The 25,872-nt window shown below is 69.7% G+C and carries 24 protein-coding genes; 9 read left to right on the top strand and 15 right to left on the bottom strand.

Annotated elements, in window-relative coordinates; genetic code table 11:
- The first annotated feature begins 30 nt into the window (after positions 1–30).
- Both AC5Y4Z_RS15580 and fadD1 read left to right on the top strand, forming a co-directional pair.
- On the top strand, positions 31–801 hold the full coding sequence (locus AC5Y4Z_RS15580; protein ID WP_499965353.1) for an SDR family NAD(P)-dependent oxidoreductase: 771 nt from the start codon (positions 31–33) through the stop codon (positions 799–801).
- Between the two features lie 74 nt (positions 802–875).
- Positions 876–2,513: a fatty-acid--CoA ligase FadD1 gene (gene fadD1 / locus AC5Y4Z_RS15575; RefSeq protein ID WP_499965352.1), complete on the top strand. Its 1,638-nt coding sequence runs from the start codon at positions 876–878 to the stop codon at positions 2,511–2,513.
- On the opposite strand, the gene AC5Y4Z_RS15570 is transcribed toward fadD1, so the two are convergent.
- Genes AC5Y4Z_RS15570 through AC5Y4Z_RS15545 form a run of 6 tightly spaced genes read right to left on the bottom strand, consistent with a single transcriptional unit; the run spans position 2,452 to position 8,685 of the window.
- Entirely contained in the window at positions 2,452–3,105 is a 654-nt protein-coding gene (locus AC5Y4Z_RS15570) for a PadR family transcriptional regulator (protein ID WP_499965351.1), read from the bottom strand. The genes fadD1 and AC5Y4Z_RS15570 overlap by 62 nt on opposite strands.
- Positions 3,102–3,533 carry a Zn-ribbon domain-containing OB-fold protein gene (locus AC5Y4Z_RS15565; RefSeq protein ID WP_499965350.1) on the bottom strand — a complete coding sequence of 144 codons (432 nt, stop codon included), beginning with the start codon at positions 3,531–3,533 and terminating at the stop codon, positions 3,102–3,104. The genes AC5Y4Z_RS15570 and AC5Y4Z_RS15565 overlap by 4 nt, the downstream gene beginning before the upstream one ends.
- On the bottom strand, positions 3,530–4,693 hold the full coding sequence (locus tag AC5Y4Z_RS15560; RefSeq protein ID WP_499965349.1) for a thiolase family protein: 1,164 nt from the start codon (positions 4,691–4,693) through the stop codon (positions 3,530–3,532). Before AC5Y4Z_RS15560 ends, AC5Y4Z_RS15565 begins: the two co-directional genes overlap by 4 nt.
- Positions 4,683–5,012 (bottom strand): hypothetical protein, encoded by a 330-nt coding sequence (locus AC5Y4Z_RS15555; RefSeq protein WP_499965348.1) that lies wholly within the window; start codon positions 5,010–5,012, stop codon positions 4,683–4,685. The genes AC5Y4Z_RS15560 and AC5Y4Z_RS15555 overlap by 11 nt, the downstream gene beginning before the upstream one ends.
- A 1-nt stretch (position 5,013) precedes the next feature.
- Positions 5,014–7,347 (bottom strand): CaiB/BaiF CoA-transferase family protein, encoded by a 2,334-nt coding sequence (locus tag AC5Y4Z_RS15550; protein WP_499965347.1) that lies wholly within the window; start codon positions 7,345–7,347, stop codon positions 5,014–5,016.
- Positions 7,348–8,685, bottom strand: a complete 1,338-nt coding sequence (locus AC5Y4Z_RS15545) for an amidohydrolase family protein (protein WP_499965346.1) — start codon at positions 8,683–8,685, stop codon at positions 7,348–7,350.
- 160 nt (positions 8,686–8,845) lie between these two features.
- On the opposite strand from AC5Y4Z_RS15545, the gene AC5Y4Z_RS15540 reads away from it, so the two are divergent.
- From AC5Y4Z_RS15540 to AC5Y4Z_RS15525, 4 genes are all read left to right on the top strand, one after another.
- Entirely contained in the window at positions 8,846–9,856 is a 1,011-nt protein-coding gene (locus tag AC5Y4Z_RS15540) for a LacI family DNA-binding transcriptional regulator (protein WP_499965345.1), read from the top strand.
- Between the two features lie 141 nt (positions 9,857–9,997).
- Complete coding sequence (locus AC5Y4Z_RS15535) at positions 9,998–11,452, top strand: aldehyde dehydrogenase family protein (RefSeq protein WP_499965344.1); 1,455 nt, start codon at positions 9,998–10,000, stop codon at positions 11,450–11,452.
- A 63-nt stretch (positions 11,453–11,515) separates the two neighbouring features.
- Positions 11,516–12,586 (top strand): DUF1214 domain-containing protein, encoded by a 1,071-nt coding sequence (locus AC5Y4Z_RS15530; RefSeq protein WP_499965343.1) that lies wholly within the window; start codon positions 11,516–11,518, stop codon positions 12,584–12,586.
- On the top strand, positions 12,583–13,755 hold the full coding sequence (locus tag AC5Y4Z_RS15525; protein WP_499965342.1) for a sulfotransferase family protein: 1,173 nt from the start codon (positions 12,583–12,585) through the stop codon (positions 13,753–13,755). The genes AC5Y4Z_RS15530 and AC5Y4Z_RS15525 overlap by 4 nt, the downstream gene beginning before the upstream one ends.
- Before the next feature lie 75 nt (positions 13,756–13,830).
- On the opposite strand, the gene AC5Y4Z_RS15520 is transcribed toward AC5Y4Z_RS15525, so the two are convergent.
- Genes AC5Y4Z_RS15520 through AC5Y4Z_RS15510 form a run of 3 tightly spaced genes read right to left on the bottom strand, consistent with a single transcriptional unit; the run spans position 13,831 to position 17,683 of the window.
- Entirely contained in the window at positions 13,831–14,244 is a 414-nt protein-coding gene (locus AC5Y4Z_RS15520) for a Zn-ribbon domain-containing OB-fold protein (protein WP_499965341.1), read from the bottom strand.
- Positions 14,245–14,246: 2 nt separating this feature from the next.
- Positions 14,247–15,455 (bottom strand): thiolase family protein, encoded by a 1,209-nt coding sequence (locus AC5Y4Z_RS15515; RefSeq protein ID WP_499965340.1) that lies wholly within the window; start codon positions 15,453–15,455, stop codon positions 14,247–14,249.
- A gap of 8 nt (positions 15,456–15,463) precedes the next feature.
- Complete coding sequence (locus AC5Y4Z_RS15510; RefSeq protein ID WP_499965339.1) at positions 15,464–17,683, bottom strand: acyl-CoA dehydrogenase family protein; 2,220 nt, start codon at positions 17,681–17,683, stop codon at positions 15,464–15,466.
- A gap of 143 nt (positions 17,684–17,826) precedes the next feature.
- Here AC5Y4Z_RS15510 and AC5Y4Z_RS15505 point away from each other — a divergent pair, with 143 nt between their 5' ends.
- Positions 17,827–18,408, top strand: coding sequence for a TetR/AcrR family transcriptional regulator (locus AC5Y4Z_RS15505; RefSeq protein WP_499965338.1), 582 nt, complete (start codon positions 17,827–17,829; stop codon positions 18,406–18,408).
- Positions 18,409–18,417: 9 nt separating this feature from the next.
- Positions 18,418–19,497 (top strand): DUF190 domain-containing protein, encoded by a 1,080-nt coding sequence (locus AC5Y4Z_RS15500; protein WP_499965337.1) that lies wholly within the window; start codon positions 18,418–18,420, stop codon positions 19,495–19,497.
- A gap of 92 nt (positions 19,498–19,589) precedes the next feature.
- Here the strand turns inward: AC5Y4Z_RS15500 and AC5Y4Z_RS15495 are convergent, their stop codons facing one another.
- From AC5Y4Z_RS15495 to AC5Y4Z_RS15480, 4 genes are all read right to left on the bottom strand, one after another.
- Positions 19,590–20,483: a fructose bisphosphate aldolase gene (locus AC5Y4Z_RS15495; protein ID WP_499965336.1), complete on the bottom strand. Its 894-nt coding sequence runs from the start codon at positions 20,481–20,483 to the stop codon at positions 19,590–19,592.
- Positions 20,484–20,671: 188 nt separating this feature from the next.
- Positions 20,672–21,202, bottom strand: a complete 531-nt coding sequence (locus AC5Y4Z_RS15490) for a cysteine hydrolase family protein (protein WP_499965335.1) — start codon at positions 21,200–21,202, stop codon at positions 20,672–20,674.
- 17 nt (positions 21,203–21,219) lie between these two features.
- Positions 21,220–21,786 (bottom strand): cytochrome b, encoded by a 567-nt coding sequence (locus AC5Y4Z_RS15485; RefSeq protein ID WP_499965334.1) that lies wholly within the window; start codon positions 21,784–21,786, stop codon positions 21,220–21,222.
- The gene (locus AC5Y4Z_RS15480; protein ID WP_499965333.1) at positions 21,783–22,907 is read right to left on the bottom strand and encodes a catalase family peroxidase; all 1,125 of its coding nucleotides are present in this window, start codon (positions 22,905–22,907) and stop codon (positions 21,783–21,785) included. Before AC5Y4Z_RS15480 ends, AC5Y4Z_RS15485 begins: the two co-directional genes overlap by 4 nt.
- A gap of 299 nt (positions 22,908–23,206) precedes the next feature.
- On the opposite strand from AC5Y4Z_RS15480, the gene AC5Y4Z_RS15475 reads away from it, so the two are divergent.
- Positions 23,207–23,584, top strand: coding sequence for an STAS domain-containing protein (locus AC5Y4Z_RS15475; RefSeq protein WP_499965332.1), 378 nt, complete (start codon positions 23,207–23,209; stop codon positions 23,582–23,584).
- A 6-nt stretch (positions 23,585–23,590) separates the two neighbouring features.
- Here the strand turns inward: AC5Y4Z_RS15475 and AC5Y4Z_RS15470 are convergent, their stop codons facing one another.
- Positions 23,591–24,676, bottom strand: coding sequence for a phosphotransferase family protein (locus tag AC5Y4Z_RS15470; protein ID WP_499965331.1), 1,086 nt, complete (start codon positions 24,674–24,676; stop codon positions 23,591–23,593).
- Positions 24,673–25,803 carry an Rv3169 family protein gene (locus tag AC5Y4Z_RS15465; RefSeq protein ID WP_499965330.1) on the bottom strand — a complete coding sequence of 377 codons (1,131 nt, stop codon included), beginning with the start codon at positions 25,801–25,803 and terminating at the stop codon, positions 24,673–24,675. Before AC5Y4Z_RS15465 ends, AC5Y4Z_RS15470 begins: the two co-directional genes overlap by 4 nt.
- Positions 25,804–25,872 lie beyond the last annotated feature (69 nt).

Raw genomic sequence — 25,872 nt, 5'->3', positions numbered from 1 at the left:
TCGACGTTCGGCGCTGCTAGCGTTGCCGCCATGCCAGACGCGACAGCACCTTTGCAAGGCCGAAGGATCCTGGTCACCGGCGGAGCGACCGGAATCGGCGCGGCCGCCGTCGGTGCGCTCACGGCGGCGGGGGCCGAGGTCGCCGCCACCTATCACCAGACCCCGCCGCCCGACGGCCTCGCGGCCGCCTGGCTGCAGTGCGATGTGCGTGACGCCCAAGCGGTTTCGGCAATGGTGCAACAGGCGGCCGAACGCCTCGGCGGCCTCGACGTGCTGGTGAACGCCGCGGGGCTGTGGCAGGCCGGGATCCCCGGCTACATCGGCGACGACGAAATCTCGTTCCTGCTGGACACCAACGTCAAGGCGACCATCCTGACCAACCAGGCGGCGTACGCGGTGATGAAGGAGCAGGACCCCAAGGGCGGCAGGATCATCAACTTCGGATCCTCGGAAGCCGTTATGGGCAGCCCCATCTCGGCCGTGTACGCCGCGACCAAGGGCGCGGTGCAGGCCTGGACCCGATCGGCGGCAAAGGCCTGGGCCCCCGACAACGTCACGGTCAACGCCTTGGCGCCCGCGGTGCAGACGCCCGGCGCGAACCGCCTGCGCGAATTCCTCGGCCCCGAGGCCGCCGCGCTCATCGATCAACAGATGAAGATGATGATCCCGCTCGGCGGGACGCTGGGGGACCCCGCGCGCGACCTCGGGCCGATGCTGGTGTTCCTGGCCGGGCCCGGCTCGGGCTTCATCACCGGGCAGCTGCTCGCCGTCGACGGCGGCCTGATGATGGTGGGCGGCTGAGGCAAGGCCGCCCGGTGGCCGCCGCTACGATAAGACGGACCGTCTCGTCTCGTAAATGAAGGTGGACCGCGCCGATGGCTGACGACACGATTCAGGCGCTGCTGCGCAAGCGCCTGACCGACCCCGCCATCGCCGTCAAACACGGGGATCTGCAATGGAGTTGGGGCCGATACCTGGCGGAGTCGGCCGCGCGGGCCGCGGCCCTGATCGCCGCCGCCGATCCGCGGCGGCCGCTGCACATCGGCGCCCTGCTGGGGAACACGCCCGAGATGCTGGCCCAGATGGCGGCGGCCGGGCTCGGCGGCTACGTGCTGTGCGGCCTGAACACCACGCGGCGCGGCGAGGCGCTGGCCGCCGACGTCCGCCGCGCGGACTGCCAGTTCGTCGTGACCGACGCCGAACACCGGCCGCTGCTGGACGGCCTGGACCTGGCGGGCAGCCGGATCCTGGACATCTCGACGCCGCGGTGGGCCGAATTCGTCGGCGGCGCCGGCGAGCTGGTCCCCCACCGCGAGGTCACCGCCATGGACGCGTTCATGATGATCTTCACGTCGGGAACCAGCGGAAATCCCAAGGCGGTGCAGGTATCCCACTTGATGGCCACCGTCGCCGGACTCAGCCTGGTCGGCCGCTTCGGGCTGACCGGCGCGGACACCTGCTACGTGTCCATGCCGCTGTTTCACTCCAACGCCGTCGTCGCGGGATGGGCGCCCGCGGTGGCCTCCGGCGCGTCGATCGTGCCGGCGAAGTTCTCGGCCAGCAACTTCCTCGACGACGTCCGCCGGTACGGGGCCACGTACATGAACTACGTCGGGAAACCCCTCGCCTACATCCTCGCGACCGCCGAGCGCGACGACGACGCCGACAACCCGCTGCGGGTGGCGTTCGGCAACGAGGCCAACGACAAGGACATCGACGAGTTCGCGCGCCGCTTCGGCGTTCAGGTCGAGGACGGGTTCGGCTCGACGGAGAACGCGGTCATCGTGATTCGCGAACCCGGCACACCGAAAGGCTCGATCGGCCGGGGGGCCGACGGGGTCGCCATCTACCACAGCGACACCGTCACCGAGTGCGCCGTCGCCCGCTTCGACGCCACCGGGGCGCTGACCAACGCCGACGACGCCGTCGGCGAGTTGGTCAACACGAGCGGGTCGGGCTTCTTCACCGGCTACTACAACGATCCCGACGCCAACGCCGAACGCATGCGCCACGGTATGTACTGGTCGGGGGACCTGGCCTACCGCGACGCCGAGGGCTGGATCTACCTGGCCGGCCGCACCGCCGATTGGATGCGGGTCGACGGCGAGAACATGGCCGCGGCGCCCATCGAGCGAATACTGTTGCGGCACAAGGCCATCAACCGCGCCGCGGTGTACGCCGTGCCGGATGAGCGGGTGGGCGATCAGGTGATGGCCGCGATCGTCCTCAACGACGGCGCCGAGCTGCACCCCGACACGTTCGAGGCGTTCCTGGCCGCGCAGCCCGACCTGTCGCCGAAGGCCTGGCCGCGATACGTCCGCATCGCCGCCGAGCTGCCCAGCACCGCCACCCACAAGGTGCTCAAGCGCGATCTGATCGCCCGGGGAACGGCGGTCGGCGACGGTGAAACGCTGTGGGAGCGTGAGACTCGCGGCACACGGTACCGCCGCGCTACCCCGGATCCTTCGGCGCCCGACGGCGGATCTGCCCCTTTGCCCGTCGCACCCGTTTGACGGGGTCCCGGGTTGTGCCGCCGGCGATCTCGTCGCGCAGCTGCGCGATGTTGGAGATCTCCGCGTACAGTCCGCGGATCGCGTAGTCGAGGACGGCGAACGAGAAACGCTGGTCCGGGTCATCGGTGATGCCGAGTTCACGGGACCGCTGCCGCGACCACAGCGCCTCGTCCAGCCGGGCCCGGGTCGCCTCGAGATGCCGGTCCAGCGTGTCGATTACGCGTTCCGGATCGCCGCCGCGGGCAAGCCAGGTCTTGAGGATGACGGGGTGCTTGATGACCACCTGCTCCTGGCCCGGAAAGTCTTGGACCCACCGGCGCAGCGCGTCGAGCCCGGCGTCCGTCGTCTCGTACAGCGTGATCGCGCGCTTGCCGGACTGCGCGCCGATCTCGCCGACCATGCCCCGCGCCAGCAACCGGTTCAGCTCACGCCGCACGTGGCTGACCGAGGGCGACCAATAGAAGTGCCCCACCGACAGTTCGGCCCGCATCTTGATCTCACCGGCGGTGAGTCGTTCGTCGTTCGCCGCGAGCACGCCCAGCACCAGGTAGGCGGTTACCGGCAGGCCATCGGTGCTGCGCGCGGGGCTCACGGGACCGGAGTGAAATACGGCAACATCACCTCGGGACCCACGGCGTGGAACCGCACCCGCACGCGCATGCCGATCGCCAGATCCCCGGGGGTCGCCCCGACGAGGTTGGTCAGCATCTGGTAGCCCTCGTCCAGCGTGACGATCGCGGGCGCGTAGGGCGGTTCGAACTCCGCGGTGACCGGGCGATGCACCACCGTCCAGCTGTAAATCTCGCCCAGGCCGCCGCTTGTCTCCCAGCCCAATTCGGCCGAAAGGCATTGGCGGCAGTGCTCGGTCGGCGGAAAGTTGGCCAGGCCGCAGCCCCCGCAACGCTGGTAGCGCAGCTCGCCCGCCTGGCATCCCTGCCAGAACGGCACGCTGAGCTGGCTGCTGGCATGCGGCACGGGCCCGGTCTGCGGCCGCAGCGATTCGGAAGTCTCGAATGTCATAGCGGATGGTCTCCCAGGATCAGCACGGTGGTGAACAGGGCGCCGGCTCCCCCGTTGCTGCACAACGCAATATGGGCGTCGGGCACCTGGAGGTCACCGGCGTGGCCGCGCAGCTGCTGGACGGCCCGGACGGCCCGCTGCATCATCTGCGGGTTGGAGCCCGCGTGGCTGAAGGACATCGTTCCCCCGTCGGTGGTGACCGGGTGGCTGCCGTCGATGGCGATGTGACCGTCGGCGACGAACGCGCCGCCCTCGCCGTCGCCGCAGAATCCGAAAGCCTCGAGCTGACGGATGATTTCGAAGGAGAACGGGTCGTAGAGCTCCAGCACGTCGACGTCCTCGCGGCGCAGCCCGGCGTGGGCGAACGCGCGCTCGGCCGCGCGCCTGCCGACCATGCCGTTGACGTGGTCGCCGCGCCGGCCGGCGAGATCCCATGCCGGTGGATGCTGATACGACGGCCCGTGGAAGTCCGCGCCGCTGCCCAGCACGTAGACGGGCCGGCTTGCGACGTCGATCGCCTCGATGTTGGCGACGACGAGCGCACACCCACCCTCCGAGGTGGTGGCGCAGTCGAGGAGGTGAAACGGGTCGGCGATGGGCCGCGACGCGGTGATGTCCTCGGGCGTGAACGGGCCCCGTTGGTAGTACACGGCTTCGGGGTTTCGCGAACCGTTGTTGCGGATGGTCGCCGCCACGATGGACAGTTGTTCGCGGGTCGTGCCGTAGACGTGCATGTGGCGCCGGGCGATGAGCGCGAACTCGGCGGTGGTGAACATCCCCCACGGCGCGACGAATTCGTTCTCGGGCCTGGTCCACGGCGCCGTGGCCTCGTGGTCGCGGTACTCGCCCGCCTGAGCGGCCACCAGGACGACGACGTCGGCCATGCCGTGTTCGATGGCGGTGGCCGCCTCGGTGATCATGCCGACCCCGAAAGCGAGTCCCTGCCAGGCCGGGCCGAGGCGCAGGTCGTAGATCAGCGCGGTGGACAGCGGTCCGGCACTGATCCCGTCGACGTCGTCGAGGCCCAGCCCGGCGTCGGCCAGGGCGCCGTGAATGGCCTTGAGCGCCAAGCCGCGTGAGGTCTCGCCGTCCAGGCGGCGGCCCTGCCGGGTGTTGTGCACCCCGACGATCGCCGCCGTGCGCTTCGGCCTAGTTTTCATCCGCGACAACTCCCAGGTAGGTGCCCACGACGTGGTATCTGCGTCCGTCCCGTTCGATGGTGCCGATCGTGGTGGCCCGCGCGGCGATGCCCATGCCGCCTGCTTCCACCACCTCGATTCGCACGTCCACGGGCCGCGCGGTTTGCGGGTCGGTGAGCTCGACGACCATCGCCACCGCACGTTCGCGCTCGTCCCATTCGACGCCGGTGATCCGGTGGCGCGCAGTCAATTCCATCACCACGGAATCCCGGCGCACCAGAAACCGGACCGGCGCGCACAGCTCGCCCGGGCGCGGCGGCACGCACAGCGTCACCGCCACGTCACAGTCCCGCCGGCCGCGCGCTGGTGATCCCGGCGGCGCGCAGTTCGCTCAGGTCCCGCGGACCGCGTCCCAGGACGCCGGTGAGCACTTCCTCGGTGTGCTGGCCGTACAGCGGCGGCACCCGCCGGATCCAGCGCCGCGGCTTGCCGAGGAACGCGAACGGCATCCCGGTGCACAGGAACGAGCCCGCAACCGGATGGTCGACCGTTTCCCAGAACCCGCGAGCCAGCAACTGCGGGTCGCTCAGCAGGGCCGCCGGTTCGGTGACGCGCGCCGCGGCCACCCCAACCGCGCGCAGCGCGTCGACGGCTTCGGCCACGGTGCGACGAGCGGTCCATTGCGAGATCTGTTTGTCGATCTCGTCGGCCCGGTCCCGCCACGCGTCTTCACCCGGGCCGAGTTCGGTCCGGCCGATCAGCCCCGCCAACGCAATACGCGCGGTGTCGCCCATCGCGGCCACCGCGACCCATTCGTCGTCACCCCGGCACGAATACACGCCCTGCGGCGCCGCGCCGGGGCCGCGGTTGCCGTCGCGCCGCAGCTCGATTCCGTTGCGCGAGTGCTCCACCAGCATCTCGGCGGCCACGTTCAGCGCGGCCTCGACCATCGTCGACTCGACCAGCATGCCGGTGCCGTCGCGGTCCCGGATCACCAGCGCCGCCACCGCGGCGAACGCGGCGTGCAGCCCCGCGATCGGGTCGCACACGCCGCGCGGAATCACCGGGGGGCCGTCGGCGTGCCCGGTCATCCACGCCATGCCCGTCGCCTGCTCCATCGTCTGCGCGAAGCCGACGCGGTCGCGCCACGGGCCGTCGAGCCCGAACGCCGGCATCCGCACCATGATGGCGCGCGGGTTGGCGGCGCTCACCGCGTCCCACTCCATGCCGAAATTCGCCATCACCCGCGGCGAGAAGTTCTCGATCACGAGATCGCTTGCCGCGACCAGCTCCAACGCGACGGCGCGTCCCGCGTCGGTGCCGAGCTCGACGCTGACGCCGCGCTTGTTGTTGTTGCTGCACAGGAACACCGGGCCCCATTCCCACCACTGGTCCCAGTCCGGGGGCCGGCCGGCGGAGAACCTCATGCCGTCGGGCCGGCGGACGCCCTCGAGCTTGATGACGTCGGCGCCCAGGGCGCCGAGCAGCTGCGTCGCGACCGGCCCGGCCCAGAAGGCGGTCAGGTCGGTGACGCGTATGCCGGACAGCGGAAGCGCGTCGGCGGCGGCGCCGGGCCGGCTCGGGCGGACGGGCCACTGGACGCGTCCGCCGTCGGCGCCGAGTTGCGGCGGCACCCCCGGCGGCCGGGTCGCCATCGCCGCGCTGCGATACGGCACCCGCGGCTGCAGCGCCCCGAGGCCTGACTCGACGAAGACGCCGCGTTGCACGAAGTGGTCGACGGTGGGCAGCGTGGCCGGAGAAGCGATGGGGGCCACCGGGATTCGGAACGCCACCGCGATGTCGACGATCTCCTGGGTGGTGCGGGCCTGGGTCCATCGCGTGACCATGCCGAGGAACTCGTCGCGGCGCTCGACCCGGCCGGCGAACGACGCCAGCTCCGCGTCGTCGACGAGGTCGGCGCGATCGATCATGACCAGGAAGTCGGAGAACTGCTGGGCGGTGATGGTGCAGAACCCCACCATGCCGTCGGCGGTGGGCACGATCGACGGCAGCTCCAGGCTGCGTTGGTACAGCAGGGAATCCGCGCCCAGCACGCTGGCCGACATCGTCGACAGGCCGCCCATCGCGATGACCATCGCCTCGTACGTCGAGACGTCGACGACCTCCCCGCGCCCGCCCCGCGCGGCGTGGCGGGCGGTGGCGGCGGCGACCGCGGCGGCGAAGGTGCCCGCCAGCCACTCGCCGAGCCGCCCGCCCGCCTGCACCGGCTCGTCGCCCGGCCAGCCGCGCCCGGCGGTCGACCCGCACAACGCCTGCAGGATGAACTCGTTGGCGACCACCTGGTCGTCCACGTAGGGGCCCGTGGTGCCGAACGGCGTCACCGCGACCACCACCGCCGCCGGCCCGGTGCGGGCGGTGATGTGCCCGAGTGTCCAGCCGTCGGTGAGGTCGGTGAGCACGATGTCGGCGCCGGCCAGCAGCTCCGCCGCCTGCTGCGGGCCGGCGACCACCGACTTCTTGCCGGCCGCCAGATAGCCGAAGAGTGCGCCCGGGGCACCTCCGGCCGACCACCGTCGCATCGAATCGCCTTGTGAGGATTCGACTTTCACGACGTCGGCGCCGGCGTCGGCGAACATCTTGCCGCAGTAGGAGGCCGCGATGCCGTTGGACTGCTCCAGCACCCGCCAGCCGGCGAAGGGCGCCCGGGCGGCCACTCAGTTGCCCAGGGTGGTGGCGCGGCCCGCAATGCCCGCAGCTTCGGCGGTGACCTGTGACTGCTGCGCGAATTGCGTCATCCGGGTCCACGCGTCGCGGTCACGCTGGCTGGCCAGGCGGCCGACGTGCGTGACGACGTCGACGTCGGCGGCCTGGGAACGCAGCTGGCCCGCGCGGGCGTGCTCCCTGGGGATGTACCGGAACGGGTCGAACGAGTATGCGGCCATGGCGTTTTCGTGGGTGATCTTGTTGATCACCGAGTCGTCCAGGTGGCCCATGGTCTCCATGACGTCCTCGGGCGCGAACGGCCAATTGCTGTCGGAATGCGGGAAGTCGGACTCCCAGCACAGCATGTCCTCGTTGAACCAGTCCATGTTGTGCACGCCGACCTTGTCGCTGATGAAGCAGGTGTAGAAGTGCCGCTGGAAGACGTCGGAGGGGCCGCCGTAGCCGGGTGGGAACTGCGCCAGCGTCCAGCCCGAATGCCGGTTGTAGACGTGCTCGGCTCGCCAGAGGAAATACGGGATCCAGCCCACGTCGCCCTCGGTGAGCGAAAACTTCAATTCCGGGAAGTCGGCCCAGAATTCGGCCCAGATCAGCTCGGTGAAGGTGAACATGCTCATCATCGACGACGCCGTCATCTGCACGCTGGGCGGGGCGTCGCTGGACACCTGCGGGGACCGCGACGCGGAACCGACGTGAGTGCACAACACGGTCTTGTTCTCGCACACCGCCTCGAACAGCGGGTACCAGTATTTGGTGTGGATGCTCGGCATCTGCAGCGCCTCGGGGTTCTCCGAGAACGTCACCGCGTGACATCCCTTGTCGGCCAGTCGTTTGACTTCCTTGGCCGCCTCGGCGACGTCGAACAGGGGCAGGATGCCGCACGGGATGAACCGGCCCGGGTAGGCGGCGCACCACTCGTCGACGTGCCAGTCGTTATAGGCCTTGATCATCACCAGGTTGACGTCGCGGTCCGGACCCTGGTTGAGCACCTGGCCCGAAAAGCCGGTGAAATTCGGGAAGTTCAGGCCCGCCAGCTGCCCGCCGGCGTTCATGTCGCGGATCCGCTCGTCGACGTTGAAGCAGCCCGGCCGCATCTCGTCGTAGCGCGAGGCGTCGATGTTGTACATCTCGCGGGGTTTGCCGGCGACGGCGTTCAAGCCCATGTTCCGTCCCCGAACCTCCCCGTAGTACCACTGCTGGACGCCGTCGGGTTCGAGGACCACCCGGGGCGCGCGGTCTTTGTACTTGGCGGGGACGTGCGCGTCGAACATGTCGGCCGGCTCGGCGATGTGGTCGTCCACGCTGATCAGGATCAGGTCGTCCTTGTTCATGCCGCGCTCCTCGCGTGCCGGGATAGGGACTAGTAGACAATGATTCCGATCACAGTGTCAACGGCGCCGGCGCCCAGAATCGCGCGTTGCCAACGCGTTGGCCGCTCAGACGCCGCCAGCAGTGAGTGACTATTAGTCCTCGCCGGCGCGGCGTGCCACGATGGGGCATGGCGCGGCGCGGAAGGTGGTGCGGGTGAGCGCGAACAAGGCCGTGCGGCCCACCACCGCCGACGTCGCCCGGCTGGCCGGCGTCTCGACCGCGACCGTCAGCTATGTGCTCAACGACGCCGAGGGCCGGCGGATCTCCGCGGAAACCCGCGCGGCGGTCCAGCGCGCCGCGAAGCTCCTCGGCTACCGCCCCAACCTGGCCGCGCGAAACCTCGCCCGCGGCAAGGGCGGAGTGGTGCTGTACGTGTTGCCGCACGTGGCGGTCGGCGAGATGCCGATGCAGGCCGGCAGCCGGATGACCACCGAACTCGCGCGCCAGGGACTGCTTCAGGTCCAGATCTTCGAGACCGAGGACGACCGCCACGTCGTCGACGCGATCGAAAGCCTCGACCCCGTCGCGGTGACGAGCCTGTTCCCGCTCAGCGCGGCCGCCGCCGGCGCGGTCGAAGCGGCGCGCATACCGCACATCGAGGTGGGCAGCCTGCCCGCGCTGCGCTGCCCGCACCTGTCGGTGGGCGAGCTGCGGGTCGACCATCTCGTGTCGCGCGGCCACCGCCGGATCGCGTTCGCCTACACCGGGATCGCCAAATGGCGTCCGCTGGGCGACTACTGGTTCGAAGGCGTCGCGCGGGCGGCGCGGCTGCGCGGCCTTCCGTCCATCCGCGTCGACGTCGTCACCCTCGACAACGCCGCCGACACGGTGGCCGGCTGGGTGGGCGACGGCGTGACCGCCGTGTGCGGGCAGAGCGACGAGATCGCGTGCCTCGTCCTGTACGGCATTCACCGCGCCGGCTTGTCCTGTCCCGGCGACCTCGCCGTGATCGGCGTCGACGCGAGCCCGATGGGCGCGATGAGCACACCCCCGTTGACGACGGTGGAGTTCAACCCGCGCGCGGTCGCCGACGCCGCGGTCGCGGCCGTCTTCGAACGGCTCGGGCTGCCCGCTCCGCCGTCGTCCGAGCAGGCCGACGTCGCCCGCCTGATCGAGCGGTCGTCGACCTAGTCAACGCTCCGCAAACTGGCGCATATGCCACAGTTCAGCGCAAAATCTAACTCATCTGCGGAGTTAGACCGCCGCTGGACATTCATGGTTAAGCGCATAACCTCGGCTGTCGAAATCGTAACGTCGCGGGAAAGGACATGCATGTCGGTGCAAGCTGTGCTGGACGAGATCCGTCAACGACCCGGCACCGGTCAGACGATCGCGGTGGTCGATCCGGCCACCGAGGAACAGGTCACCGAGTTCAAGGACTGCGGCCCCGACGCCGTCGACGCCGCCGTCGCCCGCGCGAAGGCGTCCTTCGAGTCCGGCGTCTGGCGGGACAAGGCCCCCAGCGAGCGGGCCAAGATCCTCTGGCGCGTCGGGGATCTGATCGACCAGAACGCGGAGATCCTCGCCGAACTCGAATCGCTTAACGCCGGCATGACGCCGCTGCAGGCGCAGGGCACCGTCACCGTCGGCTCGGAGTTCTTCCGCTACTACGCCGGCTGGTGCACCAAGATCGAGGGCATCGCGGCCGACGTGCACACCGGCGGCCTCACCGGCATCGACTCGCATCAGCACGCCTACACGCTCAAGGAGCCCTACGGCGTCGTCGGGCTGATATTCCCTTGGAACGGACCGGTTTTCAATTTCTGCGCCAAGCTCGCGCCGTCGCTGGCGGCGGGCTGCAGCAGCGTCGTCAAGCCCGCCGAGGAGACCCCGCTGTCGGCGCTGGTGCTGGACAACATCCTGCACGAGGCGGGCGTGCCCGAGGGCGTCGCGAACCTGCTGCTGGGCTACGGACACACCGCGGGCGCCGCGATCACCGCACACCGCGACGTCGAGAAGGTCGCCTTCACCGGCTCGACCGAGGTCGGCAGGGCGATCGTGCACGCGGCGGGCGAGAGCAACCTGAAAAAGGTCACGCTGGAGCTCGGCGGCAAGTCGCCGGTGGTGGTGTTCGACGACGCCGACCTGTCCAAGGCCGTCCCGATGGCGGCGTTCGGCACCTTCATCCACTCCGGCCAGGCGTGCGTGTGCGGGTCGCGCATCTTCGTGCAGCGCGGCATCTACGAGCAGTTCGTGGAACAACTCGCCAACGTCGCCAACGGCCTGCCGCAGGGCGGCCCGAAGGACGAGGGCAGCCTGATCGGCCCGCTGATCAGCCAGAAGCAGCTCACCCGCGTGCTGGGCTACCTCGACCAGGGCCGCTCCGACGGCGTCGAGGTCGTCACCGGCGGGCACCGGCTCGACCGCAGAGGCTACTTCGTGCACCCGACAGTGCTCACCAACGTCGCCACCACCAGCCGGCTGTTCCAGGAGGAGATCTTCGGACCGGTGGTCGCGGTCATCCCGTTCGACGACGAGGACGAAGCCGTCGCCCTGGCCAACGACAGCACCTACGGACTGGCCGCCACGGCCTGGACCCAGGACCTCGGCCGCGCCCACCGAATCGCCAAGCGGCTCAAGGCCGGGACAGTCGGCCTGAATTGCCAGATGCAATTCGACCACTCCATGCCCTTCGGCGGATACAAGCAATCCGGCTGGGGCTACGAGTCGGGCAAGGCCGGCCTGGAGACCTACCTGCAGACCAAGGTCGTCTGGGCGCAGATGTAACCGCCGCACCACATTCGGGCGATTCGGCGCCCGCGGGCCGGCGCATCGTCTATGCATGTGACTATGGCTGAAACCCAGGCGCGCGCCGCGTGGCAGTTCTTCCAGCAGATGCTGGCCGATGTCACCAAGATCGTGACCGAGGACGCCGAAACCGAACGGGAACTGCTCGAGGGGCTGCGCGTCATCGCCCGGGTCTCCTCGTTGTGCTCGCAGCTGTCCGTCGAGGCCGATCCCGCTCACCCCGCGTTCTTCGACATGTGCTCTCCGACAAGGATGGTCGGCGGCCCCAACCCCGACGGCGCCTACTACCTGGCGATGATCCGCGGCGACCGCAGCTACCGGATCACCGGCACCCGGGGCACCAGCGCCTACCTCGGCTTCCAGATCCTCGCCGGCACCGGCCTGACCCCGCGCCGGATGGCCAACTACGTCAGCGACGCCGACCTGGCGCTCAGCGGCGGCGAATTCGCGCTGGTGCTCTCGCCACAGGAGCCCGCCGACCTCGCCGGCGCCCAGTGGGTCAAGATCCCCGACGACGCGTCGTCGGTCGTGGTCCGGGAGTACATCGGCGATCCCGCCGCCGAGCGGCTGGCCACGCTGCGCATCGAGGCGCTCGACCCCGACCCGGTGACGCCGGTGACCGACGGCGAGCTTGCCGAGCAGTTCACCGCGATGGCGTGGACGCTGATGAAACTCGTTACGCTGCACCGCACTATCAAGCCCGAGCTGTTGAATGCGCCGAACACGCTGGTGACGGCGGAGGCCGCCGACCTCGGCGCGGCCGACACCACCCCGGACAACCTGTACATGATGGGGACCTTCCGGCTCGAACCCGGCCAGGCGCTCGTGCTCGACATCGCGCCGCCCGACACCCGCTATTGGAACGTGACGCTGGAAAGCGTCTGGCACGAGTGCCTGGAGCCGCGCCGCCGGCACAGTTCGGTGACCAACCGCGGGGCGCGGCCCGACGCGGACGGCCGGGTGCGGATCGCAATCTCCGCGCAGGACTTGGGGTTTGGCCATTGGCTCGACACCGGCGGACGGCATCGCGGGTTCGTGGTCGTGCGCTGGCTGGACAACCCCACGCCGCCCGACGTCTCGGTGTCCGTCCGCGAAGGCGGGGACCGGGCATGACGCTGCGCGAGCGGTTCACGCCGGAACGGCTCATCGAGGCCGCCTGCGAGGAGGCGGGAGGCGACGACTTCGGCGCGGACGGTTGGCAGCCGGGCCTGCACTGCCTGACCGACGGACTGGTCAGCGAGGCGCGGCTGTCGGCGATCGGCATCGAGATCGCCTACCTCGACATCATGCGCGCGCTGAAGAACCGGCTCGACGTGATCGCCTGGCGCAAACAACATCCCGACGTCGCGGGCAAGCCGATCGCTTCGCCGATCTTCATCGTCGGCCAGCCGCGCACCGGCACCACGATCCTCTACGACCTGCTCGCCCAGGACCCCGACCTGCGCGCCCCGCTGACCTGGGAGGTCGACGCGCCCTGTCCGGTCCCGCGGCCCGAGACCTACCACAGCGATCCGCGCATCGCGCAGACGCAGGCCGGCATCGAGCTCTCCGAGCAGATCATCCCCGGGTTCCTGGCGTTTCATCCGATGGGCGCCCTCGTCGGGCAGGAGTGCGTCCGCATCACCGCCAGCGAGTTCACCAGCATGATCTTTTCGGTGCAGTACCGACTGCCGAGCTACTACCGCTGGCTGCTGTACGAGGCGGACCACGCCGGCGCCTACCGATTCCACCGAATCTTCCTGCAGCACCTGCAGTCCGGCGTGCGGGGCCAGTGGCTGCTGAAGTCGCCCGCGCACCTGTGGCACCTCGACGACCTGTTGGCCGAGTACCCCGACGCACTGATCGTGCAGACCCACCGCGACCCGCTCAACGTCATCTCCTCGATCGCCGCGCTGACCCATCACCTGCGGCGGATGGGCAGCGACGAGTCGGACATCGCCGAGTGCGCCGCCCAGTCCTATGAGGAGATCGCCGTCGGCCTCGACCGTGAGATGTCCCTGCGCGACGCCGGCGCCGTCCCGGCCGGCCGCGTGATCGACGTGCTGTTCACCGATTTCATGAACGACCCGTGGACCACGATCGACGATATCTATCGGCGGCTGGGCCGCGAACTGAAACCCGAGACCGCGCAGCGGATGCGCGACTTCCTGGCCGCCCATCCCGGCGACGGCGGCGGCAGCCGCTACACCTGGTCGGACACCGGCCTGGACGCCGCCGAGGTCCGCGACCGGGTGCGCGCGTACCAGGACCGCTACGGGGTGCCGACCGAACAGCTGCGCTGATCCCTCGCCGAGTGTGCGGTCAGCCGCACGTTGGCGTTCGAGTGTGCGGCCAGAAGCACGTTCACGGATGTGAACCTAGTCGGCAGGCTCGTAGCGCAGCATGGTGACGTCGTGCTCGGGGTAGTCGCAGAACACCGGCCGCACCCGCATCCCGACGCGTAGCCGGCCGGGATCGACGTTGACCATCTCGGTGGAAAACCTCGGGCCCTCGTCCCATTCGACGATGGCCAGCAACTGCGGGACGGCGTCGGCGAAGTGCGGGCCGACGGGCCGGCGGGCCACGGTGAACGAGTACAGCGTTCCCATGCCGGATATCTCGCGCCATTCCAGGTCGTCGGCCAGGGTGCGCGGGGCCCGCACCCGCGGGTAGAACACGTAGCTCTGCGTGGACGGCGAGTACTGGATGACGATGCGGTGCTGCGCCAGCGCGTCCCAAAAGGGCGCGGACGTCGGCGTTTTGACCGGCATCGGTCGTTCGAATTTCGCCATGGTCAGTCTCCCTGCAGGATGAGCGTCGTCTGCTCGGACAGGATGCCGCCGTTGCCGGACACGAAGGCGCGGTCGCAGTCGCCGACCTGCGCGGCGCCCGCGCGGCCCATGATCTGGCGGGTGGCGTCGCACACGTGGTGCATGCCGCCCGCCAGCCCCGCCTGCCCGAAGCCCAGCTGCCCGCCGGCGGTGTTGAGCGGGAAGTCGCCGCGGAAGGTCAGGTCGTGGTTGGCGACGAACTCCATGCCCGTGCCCTTTTCGCAGAAGCCGGCGTCCTCGAGCGACAGCAGCACGGTGATGGTGTAGCAGTCGTAGATCGAGACCATGTCCATGTCGTCGCGGCTCAGGTCGGTCATGGCGAAGACTGTGTCGGCGGCCGCGGCGATCGGGGTGCGCAACAGGTCCTCGGCGTAGGTCGGCGTCTTGAACGGCACGTGCTCGCCGAATCCCTTGATCCACACCGGCCGATTGCGCGACCGCCGCGCCAGGTCGGCGTTCGCGACGACGACAGCGGCACCCCCGACGCAGGGCATCACGATCTCGAGCATGCGCAGCGGATCGGCGATGACCGGGCTGGCCAGCACGTCCTCGACGGTGAGCGGTTTGTCCTTCCAGATCGCGCCCTCGGTGTGGTTGGCGTTGACCCGGGTGTCGACCACGATCTTGGCCATCGCCCGTTCGTCGTATCCGTAGACCGCCGCGTAGCGCTGGGCCACCTGGCCGTACGGGCCGTTCTGGCCGAGGTTGCCGTAGGGGATCTCGAATTCGGCCTGCGGGGAGCCGTATTGGTTGCTCGACGACCCGAAATACAACGCGTCGCCCAGCGATCTGGGCTTCTTCGGCGACATCGGGGTGATGTACCGGGCGGGCAGCGCGCACAGCACCGCGTCGCAGATGCCCAGTTCGACGGCGGCGGCGGCCCGCCACACCATGGCCGCGGCGCTGGCACCGCCCAGGTCCACGTGTTCGGCGAATCTCGCTCCCACGCCGAGGTATTCGGCAATGGTCGACGGGACGAAGATCTCCGACTCGGCCAGGTGCGACGCCACGATGCCGTCGACGACCTCGAATGGCAGTCCCGCGTCGGCGAGAGCGGCGGCGCCGAGTTCCGCCCATTGTTCCAGGACGAACGGCGCGGGCGACGCCTTGGTCATGCGTTCGGGCGGAAGTTCGACGTATCCGACGATCGCGGCTTCTCCACGTAATCCCATGAGCTGTCCTACTTTCGCGGCAATCCGAGGATCATCTGCGCGATGATGTTGAGCTGGATCTCCCGCGTTCCCCCGCCGATCAGTTCCGCGGGCAGGTGCAGGTAGGGTTCCACGACCGCGGCGTCGGGGTCGTCGACCATCGCGACCTGCCCGGTCAGCTGCAACGTGGCCTGGAAGGTCCGCCGCAGCAGCACATTCATCGCGACCTTGGCGATGCTGGAGGCCGGGCCGGACGCCTGGCCGTCGAGCAGCCGGATGGTTTCCCGCACCCCGAGCGCCCTGATGGCGTTGGTGTAGGCGTCGAGTTCGCCGAGCTCGCGCAAGGCGTCGTCGCGGTCGGGCCCCGGTTGTGCGGCGAGCCGCCGCAGCGCAATGGCCCGGTCGAACTTGACGTATCCGCTGATGGCGGAACGCTCTTCGGCCATGGTGGCGATCGCAAGGCTCCAGCCGTCGGTAGGGGCGCCCAGCAGCATCTCGTCGGGCACGAACACGTCGTTGAGGAACACCTCGTTGAAGTGCGCCTGCCCGGTCGCCGTCTTGATCGGCTGGATTTCGATGCCGGACGATTGCATGTCGAGGATGAAGTAACCGATGCCGCGGTGCTTGCTGGCTTCCGGGTCGGTGCGCGCCAGCAGCGCACCCAGGTCTGCGTACTGCGCCAGCGACGTCCAGATCTTGTGACCGTTGATCCGCCAGCCGCCGTCGACCTTGGTCGCCCGGGTGGCCAGCGACGCGAGGTCGGAGCCGGCGCCCGGCTCGCTGAACAGCTGGCACCAATGAATGTCGCCGCGTTGGGTCGGCGGGATCAGCCGCTCCTGCAGCTCTTTTGGCGCGGCGGCCAGCACCGAGGGCAGGATCCACTCGGCGATGTTCAGCGACGGCCGGACCAGCCCGGGTCGCTTGGCGAACTCCTCGTCGATGATGAGCTGTTTCAACGGGCCAGCGTCGACGCCCCACGGCGCCGGCCAGTGCGGCACAATGAGGCCGGCGTCGGCGAGCAACGTGCGCTGGGGACCGGAGGCCTGGTCCGGGTAGTCGCCGTGCGGCGCGCGCGTGTCGTTGCGCAACTGCATTGCGGCATCCAGCGTTTCGGCGACCCACGACCGGAATTCGGCTTCCGCGTCGCCGAGGTTGACCGACATGTCGCGCGTCTGGGTGCACGCAAGCTCCCCCAGCCGCCGCGCCCAGCGATTCGCCGGACCTATCGATCCCGCCAGGCTGATGGCGCGCCGCCAGTACAGGTGCGCGTCGTGCTCCCAGGTGAAACCGATGGCGCCGAGCATCGTCAGGGCGTCGAGGACCAGGTCCGGGATCGGCGAGACCGCGATCGTCGCCGCCCCCGCCGCCGCGAGGCGGTGCTGGTCGAGTGGTTCGTCCACGGCGCGCACCGCATCCCAGGCCGCCGCGGTGGCCAGCTCGCTGTTGACCAGGAGCATCGCCGCACCGTGCTGCAGGGCCTGGAAGGTCCCGATCACCTTGCCGAACTGTTCGCGCGTGCGCAGGTGCGCGGTGACCGCGTCCACGCACCACTGCGCGATGCCGGCCGTAGTGCTGGCGACCAGCCCCACCGCGACGGATGCCGCGCGGTCCGGGTCGATACCGGTAAGCGTTTCGGCCGCAGGGTAGTCGGTGAGCCGCAGGATTCCCACGTCGGCCACCAGGTCGGTTCCGGGCACGGATTCGACTGTGGCACTGGGCTGTCCGGTTTCCACCGGCACCCAGACGACCTCGCCGTCGTCGGCGCCGGCCCCGACCAGGATCACCCGCGCCGCGCGCACACCCGCGGTGACCTGCGAGCTGCCGGTCAGCACCCAGCGCCCGCCGTCGCGACGGGCCCGGAAGTCCGCGCCGCCGGGCAGGACAACCGCGGCGGGTGCGCCGGCGGCAAGGTCACGGATCAGCGATTCGGCCGCCGGCCCCGGATCGGCCAGCAGCGCAACGGCTCCCGCGATCACGGTCGGCAGCAGCGGGCCGGGCAGCAAGGCCTTGGCCGCGGCCTCCAGCACGCAGGCGACGTCCACCGGCCGCCCGCCCTGGCCGCCCAGGCGCTCCGGCAGGTGCACGGCGTGAAAGCCGTTGGCAACCAGGGCATCCCACCAGTCCGGGAGGTGCCCCGCCGCCAGCGCGTCGAAGCTGTCGCGGGTGGCGGCGATGGGGGCGTGCCGGTGGGCGAATTGGGCGACGGCGGCGCCGAGGTCCTGCTGCTCCGGGGTCAATCCCAGGGTCATAACGGCGCTCCCGCGCGGCTGAGACGACACGCCATGGAAGACCGCTGCCCTTTCCTTACAAGACGAACCGTCTCGTCTTGTGGCAGACTACGGGCCGGGTCCGGAGAAGTAAAGCGGGCTCGACCCGCCAACGAGGACACCAGATGCCAACCGGTCTCACGCCGAGGCGCCGCAGCGAGAAGTCGCGCACGGCGATCGTCACCGCGACCCGAGAGCTGCTTCTCGAGCGCGGATTCGACGGCCTGACGATCGAGGCCGTCGCCGCGCGGGCCGGGGTGGGGAAACAGACCATCTATCGCTGGTGGCCCAGCCGTCCCGCACTGGTCGCCGACGTCATGCTCGAGGACGCCGACAAGATCCTGGCGTCGGTGGACCACACCGACGACCTGGCGGCCGACCTGGTGCGCTGGGTGGGCAAGCTCGTCGCCAGCCTGACCACGGCGCGCGGCTCGGCCATGCTGCGCATTCTGACCGTCGCCGGCATGGAGCACGAGGACACCGCCGTGAAGCTGCGCGCCGGGTTCAGCGAGCCGCTGCACGACAGCGTCCGGGCCCGGCTCGTGGCCGGCGGCATCGACGCGCCCGCAGCCGAGTCGGCGGCGGACGCCATCGTCGGCGGGGTCGTGTACCCGATTTTGTCCGAGCCGCAACGGTATTCGCGGCGCCGAGCCGAACGCACCACCCGGATCATCGTCGGGGCGCTCGGCGCGCCCGGCAAGGCCTGAGGAGCGGCCGTGGACGAAGATTGCCTGAAGCTCACCACCTACATGGCCGAGCGCCGGCGGACCCGCGAGGGCTTCGTCTCCGACGTGCTGCTGCGGCTGTACGCGCAGCACCGCATCGCCAGCAGCGTCGTGCTGCGCGGCATCGGCGGATTCGGCACGGGCCGCCACCTGCGGACCGACGAATCCCTGACACTGTCCGAGGACCCGCCCGTGGCGATCGTCGCGGTGGACACCAGAAAGGCGATCGAGGCGCTGCTGGACCCGGTGCTCGCGATCAAGCAGCGCGGCCTGGTCACGCTGGAGCGGGCGCGGCTGCTGCGCTACGAAATCGGGCCGCTTCAGCTGGCCGACGAGTTGAACGAGGCCGTCAAGCTGACCATCTACGTCGGCCGCAAGGAACGCGTCTACGGGGTGCCCGCCCACGTCGCGATCTGCGACCTGATGTATCGCCGCCGACTGGCCGGCGCATCGGTGTTCCTGGGCGTCGACGGCACCGCGCACGGGCAGCGGCAGCGCGCCCGCTTTCTCGGCCGCAACGCCGACGTCCCGATGGTGATCGTTGCCGTGGGCTCCGGGGAGCGCATCGGCCGGGTCCTGCCCGAGCTCGGCGGGCTGCTGCGCCGGCCCATGGTCACCGTCGAACGGGTCCGGGTGTGCAAGCGCGACGGCGAATTGCTCGAGCGGCCGCACGCGTTGCCGCAGACCGATCAGGACGGCCTGCCGCTGTGGCAGAAGCTGACCATCTACACCTCCGAGACGGCCCGCCACGGCGGTTCCCCGATTCACCGCGCCCTGCTCCAGCGGCTGCGGCGCCGCGAAACGCCCGACGGCGCCACCGTGCTACGCGGCGTGTGGGGCTTCCACGGCGATCACCCACCCCACGGCGACAAGCTGCTCGCCCTGGGACGCCGCGTCCCCGTCGTCACCGTCGTCGTCGACACGCCCGCCAACATCGCCGACTGCTTCGACGTCGTCGACGAACTCACCCGGCACGCGGGGTTGGTGACCAGCGAAATGGTGCCCGCCCTGGTGTCCGACGAAGGCGACACCGGCCACGGCGGGCCGCCCCTCGCCAACCACCGCTACTGAAGCGTCGGCTCGCCGAGAGTGAATTTCACGACGAATCAACGGCGAGTCGCGTCGCGAGATTCACATTCGGCGCCTCAGACAAGGCGCGAGCCTCAGCCGGCGACCGAGGCGTCGTAGATCGACTGGATCGACTTGTCCAGGGTGTCGTTGAACTGCTCGTCGGACTGGTCGGCCGAGAGCCCCTCGGTGAGCGCCCGGCTGAAGCTGGCGATCAGGCCCGTGTTCTTGGCCAGCAGCTCGTTGGCCTCCTCGCGGGAGTAGCCGCCGGAGAGCGCGACCACCCGCATCACCTTCGGGTGCTCGATCAGCGGCCGGTAGTAGTTGGCCTCGGTGGGCAGGCTCAGCTTGAGCATCACCCGCTGCCCGTCGGGCACGGTGTCGAGTCGCTTCGTGATCTCGTTCCGCAGGATGGCCTCGGCCTCGGCCTTGTCCGCGATCGAGATGGTCACCTCGGGCTCGAGGATGGGCACCAGGCCGTGCGAGAGCACCTGGTGGCCGACCTCGAACTGCTGGGCGACCACCGCGGCGATGCCGTCGGCGTTGGCGCCGCCGATCACCGACCGCTCCTTGGTGCCGAAGACGCCCTTGGCCACGGCCCGCTCCAGCAAGTCGTCGAGTCCCGGCATCGGCTTCATCAGCTGCACGTCGTCGGACGCCTCGGCCAGCCCCTTGTCGATCTTGAGGATGGGCACCACGCCCTTGGTCTCCCACAGGTAGGTGGTCGACGGCTTGCCCTCGATGTCGCGGTCCATGGTCTGCTCGAACAGGATCGCGGCCAGCACCCGGTCGCCGGTGAAGACCGGGGAGGTGATGATCCGCGAACGCATCTCGTGGATGAGGTCGAACATCTCCTTCTCGGAGGAGTACGCGTCCTCCTCGATGCCGTAGAGGCGAAGCGCCTTCGGCGTCGAGCCGCCGCTCTGGTCGAGCGCTGCGATGAACCCCTTGCCCGACGTCATCCGGTCGGCTTGCTGCTGGTTCGACATGAAACTCTCCACTCCCTCGGGGCACTGTCGGTGACGGCGCACCGCCAAGCTCAGATCGTGCCGATCATATTCGCGAGCATGCAACGCCTACATCAGCGGGCGGTCATCGCGGCGACGACTTCGTCCGCGGTGAGCACCGCGCCGGCGTAGTTCGGGATGTTGACCTCGAGCGCGGCGTGCATCTCCCGCTAGGAATAACTCGCGGTCGCGTCCTTGACCACCGTGACGTCGTAGCCCAGCTCGGCGCCGAATCGCACGGTCGCCTCCAGGCAGGTGTGCGCGATGAGCCCCATCATGATGAGCCGCTGGATGCCGTGCTTCTTGAGCAGGAGGTCCAGGTCGGTGTTGGCGAATCCGCTGGAACACCAGTGCTCCTTGGCGACGACGTCGCCGGGCTGCGGCTCGAAGCCGGGGTGCAGCTGGGCGCCCCAGGTTCCGTATTCGAACGTCTTGCGCGACCACGCCGCCCGCTGGATCGGGGCGACGTACTTCCACGTCTCGTAGTCACCGGGCCGGTACCGGCGATGCAGCGCATAGAAAACGCGGATGCCGGCGCCGCGCGCGGCGTCGAGGACCTGGCGCATATGCGGCACGCACCGGTTGGCCTCGGCGACACCCTTGAGCCGGTCCCACACCTTCCCGCCCTCGGAGATGAAATCGTTGTACGGGTCGATGACCACCAGGCCGGTGAGGTCGCTGTCGTACGTCACGACGGTCATGTTCGCATGGGATCCGGCTATTGGCTGGAGTCCTTGGTGCGCCACAGCGCCATCCGATCCAGCAGCCCGTCACGCAGGACCAGCGTGTGAAACAGCACCGCGCAGACGTGGGCGGTGAACGTCGCGAAAAGCAGGACGGCGACGACGCCGTGGGCCTGCCGCAGCACCGCGTAAAGGTCGAGGCGGGCCGGAGCGATGCCCGGCAGGTGCAGCGGTCCCGCCAGCGCGACCGGGAATCGCGCGGCCGACAGCATCGCCCACCCGATCAGGGGCTGCACCAGGAGCAAGGCATACAGCAGGTACTCCGACCCCGACGCGGCGCGCCGTTCGACCGGGCCCATCGTGGCCAGGAACGGCGGCAGCCGGTGCGTGAGCCGGTTGGCCAGGCGCGCCACGGCGAAAACCAGGATCAACATCCCCAGCGGCCGGTGCACGGCCAGCAGCGACGGGTAGTAGCTCAGCGAGGCGACCATGGCGACGCCGACGAGCAGCTGCGCGACGACCATCGGCGCCGTCAGCCAGTGCAATATCCGGGAGGTGAGGGCGAAACGCTTTGCGGGCCCGGCGGTTTCCGCTGTGGTCACGAGAGCACCCCTGCCACGGTGACCCCGCTGGGCGACTTGGGCTCTCCGGCGCGGCGGGTGAAGGAGCGGGCGTAGACCGCCGATCTCGCCGGAAGCAGCGGGTCGTCGGAGGCGGTGATGCCGTCCGGCAGCACCATCGGGTCGAAGTTGATGTCGCGCGCGTTGCCGGCCCGCTCGGTCTGCACACCGGTGATGGTGATGGTGCCGGCGTCGATGGATCGTCGCGATCGCGGCCAGGGCTTGGTGGCGTCGTTGGTGGGATCACCGGGCTCGCCCACGGTGAGGATCAGCCGCCATGTCAGCGGCCGCCGCGCCACCGCGCGGATGAGGTCGTCGAACAGGTAATCCCGGCCCGGCGGCGGGGCGCCGCTCCCGGCGGCATCCTGCGGGACCGCCGACCAGCGCACCGGAACGGTGGCGCCGGCGCCGTTGGTGAACCGGAAGGCGTTCAGCCCGTAAAACGTGCTGTCGGCGAATCCCGCGCTGGGCGGTGACCGCTTGATGACCTTCATAGCCGCGACGGTCTCGGGATGGCGATCGAGGAATGCCGCCAGCTCATGGGGATCGGGCTTACCCGTGTCGGGCCGCGGCTTCGACGCCAGCAACCGCTCGTAGAACCCCTGCGGGGTGCTGTCGGTGAAGACGGGCAGGTTGACCATCGCGGTGCGCCACTGCTGGCCTTGCGCTACGAACAGCAGGCCGAGGCCGCGGACGGTGTCGGGCTTGTCGGGCGCCTCCGGCAGGCCCCCGCCCAGCGAAAACCGCCCCACGAGCGGGACGGTGCCGGGGCGAAAGACGGCGGCCCGGCAGACGGCCGCGCCCGCGCCGTTGCTCACGAAGGATCCGGTGGCGCTCAGCCCTTTGGCATGGTTGCGCCGGAACCCGGCGTGGCGGCCGTAGACCTGTTCGAACCGATCCGCGAACGCCGCCGGGGTGAGCGGCGCCGCCGCCCCGGGCCGCCGCCACCCGCCGGCGTAGGCGAACGCGCCCACGTCCGCCGCGGCGAAACCGGCGATGGCGCCCGCTCCCAGCAGCGCGCTGCGCCGCGTCACGCGGGGCCTATCGGGCTCGGTATCGCCGGGCGCGCCGCCCGGGCCGCCCCCGTGGTCATCGGGCTCCATGCCCACCGTCCTTTCGAATTTGTCCGGGCCCAAATCGCCCACTGCGGACCACGTCGGGGCGCCCAAATTCGTTCAGCCGCGGCCCGCTCCGGGCCGCGGTTACGGGTGTCGTTTTCGTCATGGCTTACGATCGACTAATCACGCGCGGGCTGCGCCTCGGAATGGTGGCGCAGAATCGATGGAGTGTTTCTTGTCAATACGGCGTGGTGCGGGTTGAGTCGACAGCCCCGATTGGCGAGGGTCTTTGCAGGCTATTTCGATTCTTCGGTGTTCCGCGCGGGCGAATGTGAGTGAAAAGCATGATCGAACAATCCAGCGATACGGCCGACGCGGCGCCCTTCGACATAGGAAAGCGCCAGGTGGACGGGGCCGTAGTGCTCAGCGTCTCGGGCGAGGTGGACATGCTCAGCGCGCCGCAGCTGGACGAGGCGATCCGCACCGCGCTGGCCGCCGGGCCCGCGGCTGTGATCGTCGACCTGTCGAAGGTGGACTTTCTGGCCTCGGCCGGAATGACCGTGCTGGTCACGGCGCAGTCCGAGGTCGCGCCGCCCACTCGCTTCGCGGTCGTCGCCAACGGGCCGGCCACCAGCAGGCCGATCAAGCTCACCGGCTTGGACGGCGTTTTGTCGCTGTTCAGCACGCTAGATGGCGCGCTGAACAGCGTCACCGAGGGGTGAAATCCGCTACGTCGCGCCCGCCAGGACCTGCTGGATGCGTTCGTCGCGCGGCAGGACGGGGCCGTCGTCGAGGGCTTCGTCGACGCCCAGCTCGGTGAGCCCGGCCCTGGTCAGCAGCGAGGTGCCGTAGGCGGCCAGCACGAGTTTTTGGTCGTCGCTGTGACCGTCCTCGACGAGCATGGCGCCGATGAGGCAGATGACGGCCATCTTGTAGGCGTTCAGCGCCCGATACCAGGCCCGGTTGGCGACCCGGATCCCGCTGACCGACTCGTAATGCGCCAGCAGGGCATCGATCGTGAGCGCCGCGGGATGGGTGTTGATGCCGACGGGCTGCATCCACAGCATTTCCAGCCAGCCGATGTCGGTCAGCGGATCGCCGACCGTGGTCATCTCCCAATCGAACACCGCGCTCACCTCGCCGTTGGTGAAGGCGAAGTTGCCCGGTTTGGCGTCGCCGTGCACCAGCGTGATCCGCGGGCAGGGCTCGGGCTTGGTGGCCAGCAGCGACTCCCGGAGCCGCTCCAGGGCGGGCAGCGGGCCGCGCTTGACCCTGTTCATCTCGGCCGCCCAGTGGTCGAGCTCGCGGTCGAGGTGCTCGCGCCCACCGTCGAGCGCGTCGAGGCCGGTCTGCGCGAGGTCGACGGCATGGATCGCCGCGAGTTGTTCGACCAGGCTCCGACACATCCGCACCACGGTCGCGTCCGCGACGTCGGCCGGCGGCTCCATCTCGTAGACCTGCCCCGCCGCGCGTTCCATCACGAAGAACGGCCGCCCGAGCACGCCGCCGGTGTCCTCGAGCCACAGCGCCCGCGGGGCGCGCACCGGCGTGTCCGCCAGGGCGCGCAGGATCGTGAACTGGCGCGCCAGGTCGTAGGGTTCCAGCAGGGCGGGCGGCTTGGGCCGCAGCCGCAGCACCACGGGCCGGCGGCTGTCGTGTTCGCCGCGGCGGGTCACGACATCCAGCGTCATCATCTCGGCCGAATGCCCGAAGTTCACCCGGTCCAGGCCCTCGATGCGGACGTCGTCGGCGTCGGGCGCCTGCGCGCGCAACCACGCGGCCAGGCGGCGTTCGGCGTTGGCGCTCAGCGTCATTGGCCCGCACCGTCCGAGGGCAGGCGCTCGATTGGAGTCTTGTCCTGGGTGAACGCCGACATGTCCATCGCCGTCCAGTTGGGATAGCGGCGGTAGCCCCGGCCGCCGAGCAGCAATTCGAAGATGCCCCAACCGGTGTCGCCGTCGCGCTCGAACCGCATCAGCTGGTCGAGCGCCATCGACTTGTCCTCCGTCTCCGCCAGCTGCGCCGAATCGGTGCTGTCCCAACGGAAGTGGATGAAGTAGGCGCCGCCACCCAGGTCCTCGTATGCGCAGTGCGCCATCGGCAGCCCGTAGTAGGCGTTGACGTGCTGATGGGCGGCGTCGGCGGTCACGCGGTGGGTCGCGCCGTCCTCGTCGGTGAACACCAGGACCGCGCGGGCCGGGCGCTTGCGGTCGCCGTCGAATTCGACGTCGTGCTCGATCTTGACGAATCGCTTCGACATCTCGCCGTTCGCGTAGGTGATGCCGCCGTCGACGTAATTGACCGTGCCGTCGCAGGATTCGATGATCCACGCTTCGATCGCGTGGTCGTCGAATCCCGCGTCCAGCCACAGCCAGAAGTCGATCTGGTCGGCGACCCGCACGCCGAAGGTGCGGTCGCGACCGCCGTGGAACCCGTCGACGCTGACGCGCTCGCCGTCGATCTGCGCCCAGCCGCTCCACCGCCCGGGTTCCTTCATGTGGTACATGTCGGCCAGCAGCCGGCCGGCCGGGTCACGCACCGTCATCGGCAGCAGCTCCCACATCGGGGCGGTGGGCTCGTAGTACAGCTCCCACTCGATTCCGGACCCGTTCGGTTCGACGTCGAGCCGCCATTTCTTCAGCGGCTCGACGCACGTCCAGCGCATGGGCCCGGCGCGCAGGTCGTCGCGGTCGGCGCCCGTCACCGGCCGGCCCGACAACAGATCCCAGTGCCGCCCGTCGGCGAGGCTGACCTTGACGTAGCCCAAGCCGCTGGCGGTGTTCGGATTGTTGCCGTAGCCGCTGGCCAGCAGCATCGTGCCGTCCGGCGACGCGGCGAAGAAATAGCACCGGTCCGACCACGTCGGATCGGGGTCGTGCACGTGGTCGAAGGTCGTCGGCGCCTGGTGGGTGAACGACTCGTCGGCGGCGGAGTACCCCATCATCGCCCTCCCCGGCCGGTTAAGCCATTGCGCCGCAACGGGACTCGTGTCCGGCCGGACCTGGCGCAA

Source organism: Mycobacterium sp. NGS63 (assembly GCF_059812295.1).
Note: the sequence above shows the minus strand (reverse complement) of the source record. Positions and strands in the feature narration are given on the sequence as shown.

Coding starts and splice junctions, on each gene's coding strand:
- AC5Y4Z_RS15580 (WP_499965353.1), top strand. CDS start 31: ATGCCAGACGCGACAGCACCTTTGCAAGGCCGAAGGATCCTGGTCACC.
- fadD1 (WP_499965352.1), top strand. CDS start 876: ATGGCTGACGACACGATTCAGGCGCTGCTGCGCAAGCGCCTGACCGAC.
- AC5Y4Z_RS15565 (WP_499965350.1), bottom strand. CDS start 3,533: ATGACATTCGAGACTTCCGAATCGCTGCGGCCGCAGACCGGGCCCGTG.
- AC5Y4Z_RS15560 (WP_499965349.1), bottom strand. CDS start 4,693: ATGAAAACTAGGCCGAAGCGCACGGCGGCGATCGTCGGGGTGCACAAC.
- AC5Y4Z_RS15545 (WP_499965346.1), bottom strand. CDS start 8,685: ATGAACAAGGACGACCTGATCCTGATCAGCGTGGACGACCACATCGCC.
- AC5Y4Z_RS15540 (WP_499965345.1), top strand. CDS start 8,846: ATGGGGCATGGCGCGGCGCGGAAGGTGGTGCGGGTGAGCGCGAACAAG.
- AC5Y4Z_RS15535 (WP_499965344.1), top strand. CDS start 9,998: ATGTCGGTGCAAGCTGTGCTGGACGAGATCCGTCAACGACCCGGCACC.
- AC5Y4Z_RS15530 (WP_499965343.1), top strand. CDS start 11,516: ATGGCTGAAACCCAGGCGCGCGCCGCGTGGCAGTTCTTCCAGCAGATG.
- AC5Y4Z_RS15525 (WP_499965342.1), top strand. CDS start 12,583: ATGACGCTGCGCGAGCGGTTCACGCCGGAACGGCTCATCGAGGCCGCC.
- AC5Y4Z_RS15520 (WP_499965341.1), bottom strand. CDS start 14,244: ATGGCGAAATTCGAACGACCGATGCCGGTCAAAACGCCGACGTCCGCG.
- AC5Y4Z_RS15515 (WP_499965340.1), bottom strand. CDS start 15,455: ATGGGATTACGTGGAGAAGCCGCGATCGTCGGATACGTCGAACTTCCG.
- AC5Y4Z_RS15510 (WP_499965339.1), bottom strand. CDS start 17,683: ATGACCCTGGGATTGACCCCGGAGCAGCAGGACCTCGGCGCCGCCGTC.
- AC5Y4Z_RS15505 (WP_499965338.1), top strand. CDS start 17,827: ATGCCAACCGGTCTCACGCCGAGGCGCCGCAGCGAGAAGTCGCGCACG.
- AC5Y4Z_RS15495 (WP_499965336.1), bottom strand. CDS start 20,483: ATGTCGAACCAGCAGCAAGCCGACCGGATGACGTCGGGCAAGGGGTTC.
- AC5Y4Z_RS15490 (WP_499965335.1), bottom strand. CDS start 21,202: ATGACCGTCGTGACGTACGACAGCGACCTCACCGGCCTGGTGGTCATC.
- AC5Y4Z_RS15480 (WP_499965333.1), bottom strand. CDS start 22,907: ATGGAGCCCGATGACCACGGGGGCGGCCCGGGCGGCGCGCCCGGCGAT.
- AC5Y4Z_RS15475 (WP_499965332.1), top strand. CDS start 23,207: ATGATCGAACAATCCAGCGATACGGCCGACGCGGCGCCCTTCGACATA.
- AC5Y4Z_RS15470 (WP_499965331.1), bottom strand. CDS start 24,676: ATGACGCTGAGCGCCAACGCCGAACGCCGCCTGGCCGCGTGGTTGCGC.
- AC5Y4Z_RS15465 (WP_499965330.1), bottom strand. CDS start 25,803: ATGGGGTACTCCGCCGCCGACGAGTCGTTCACCCACCAGGCGCCGACG.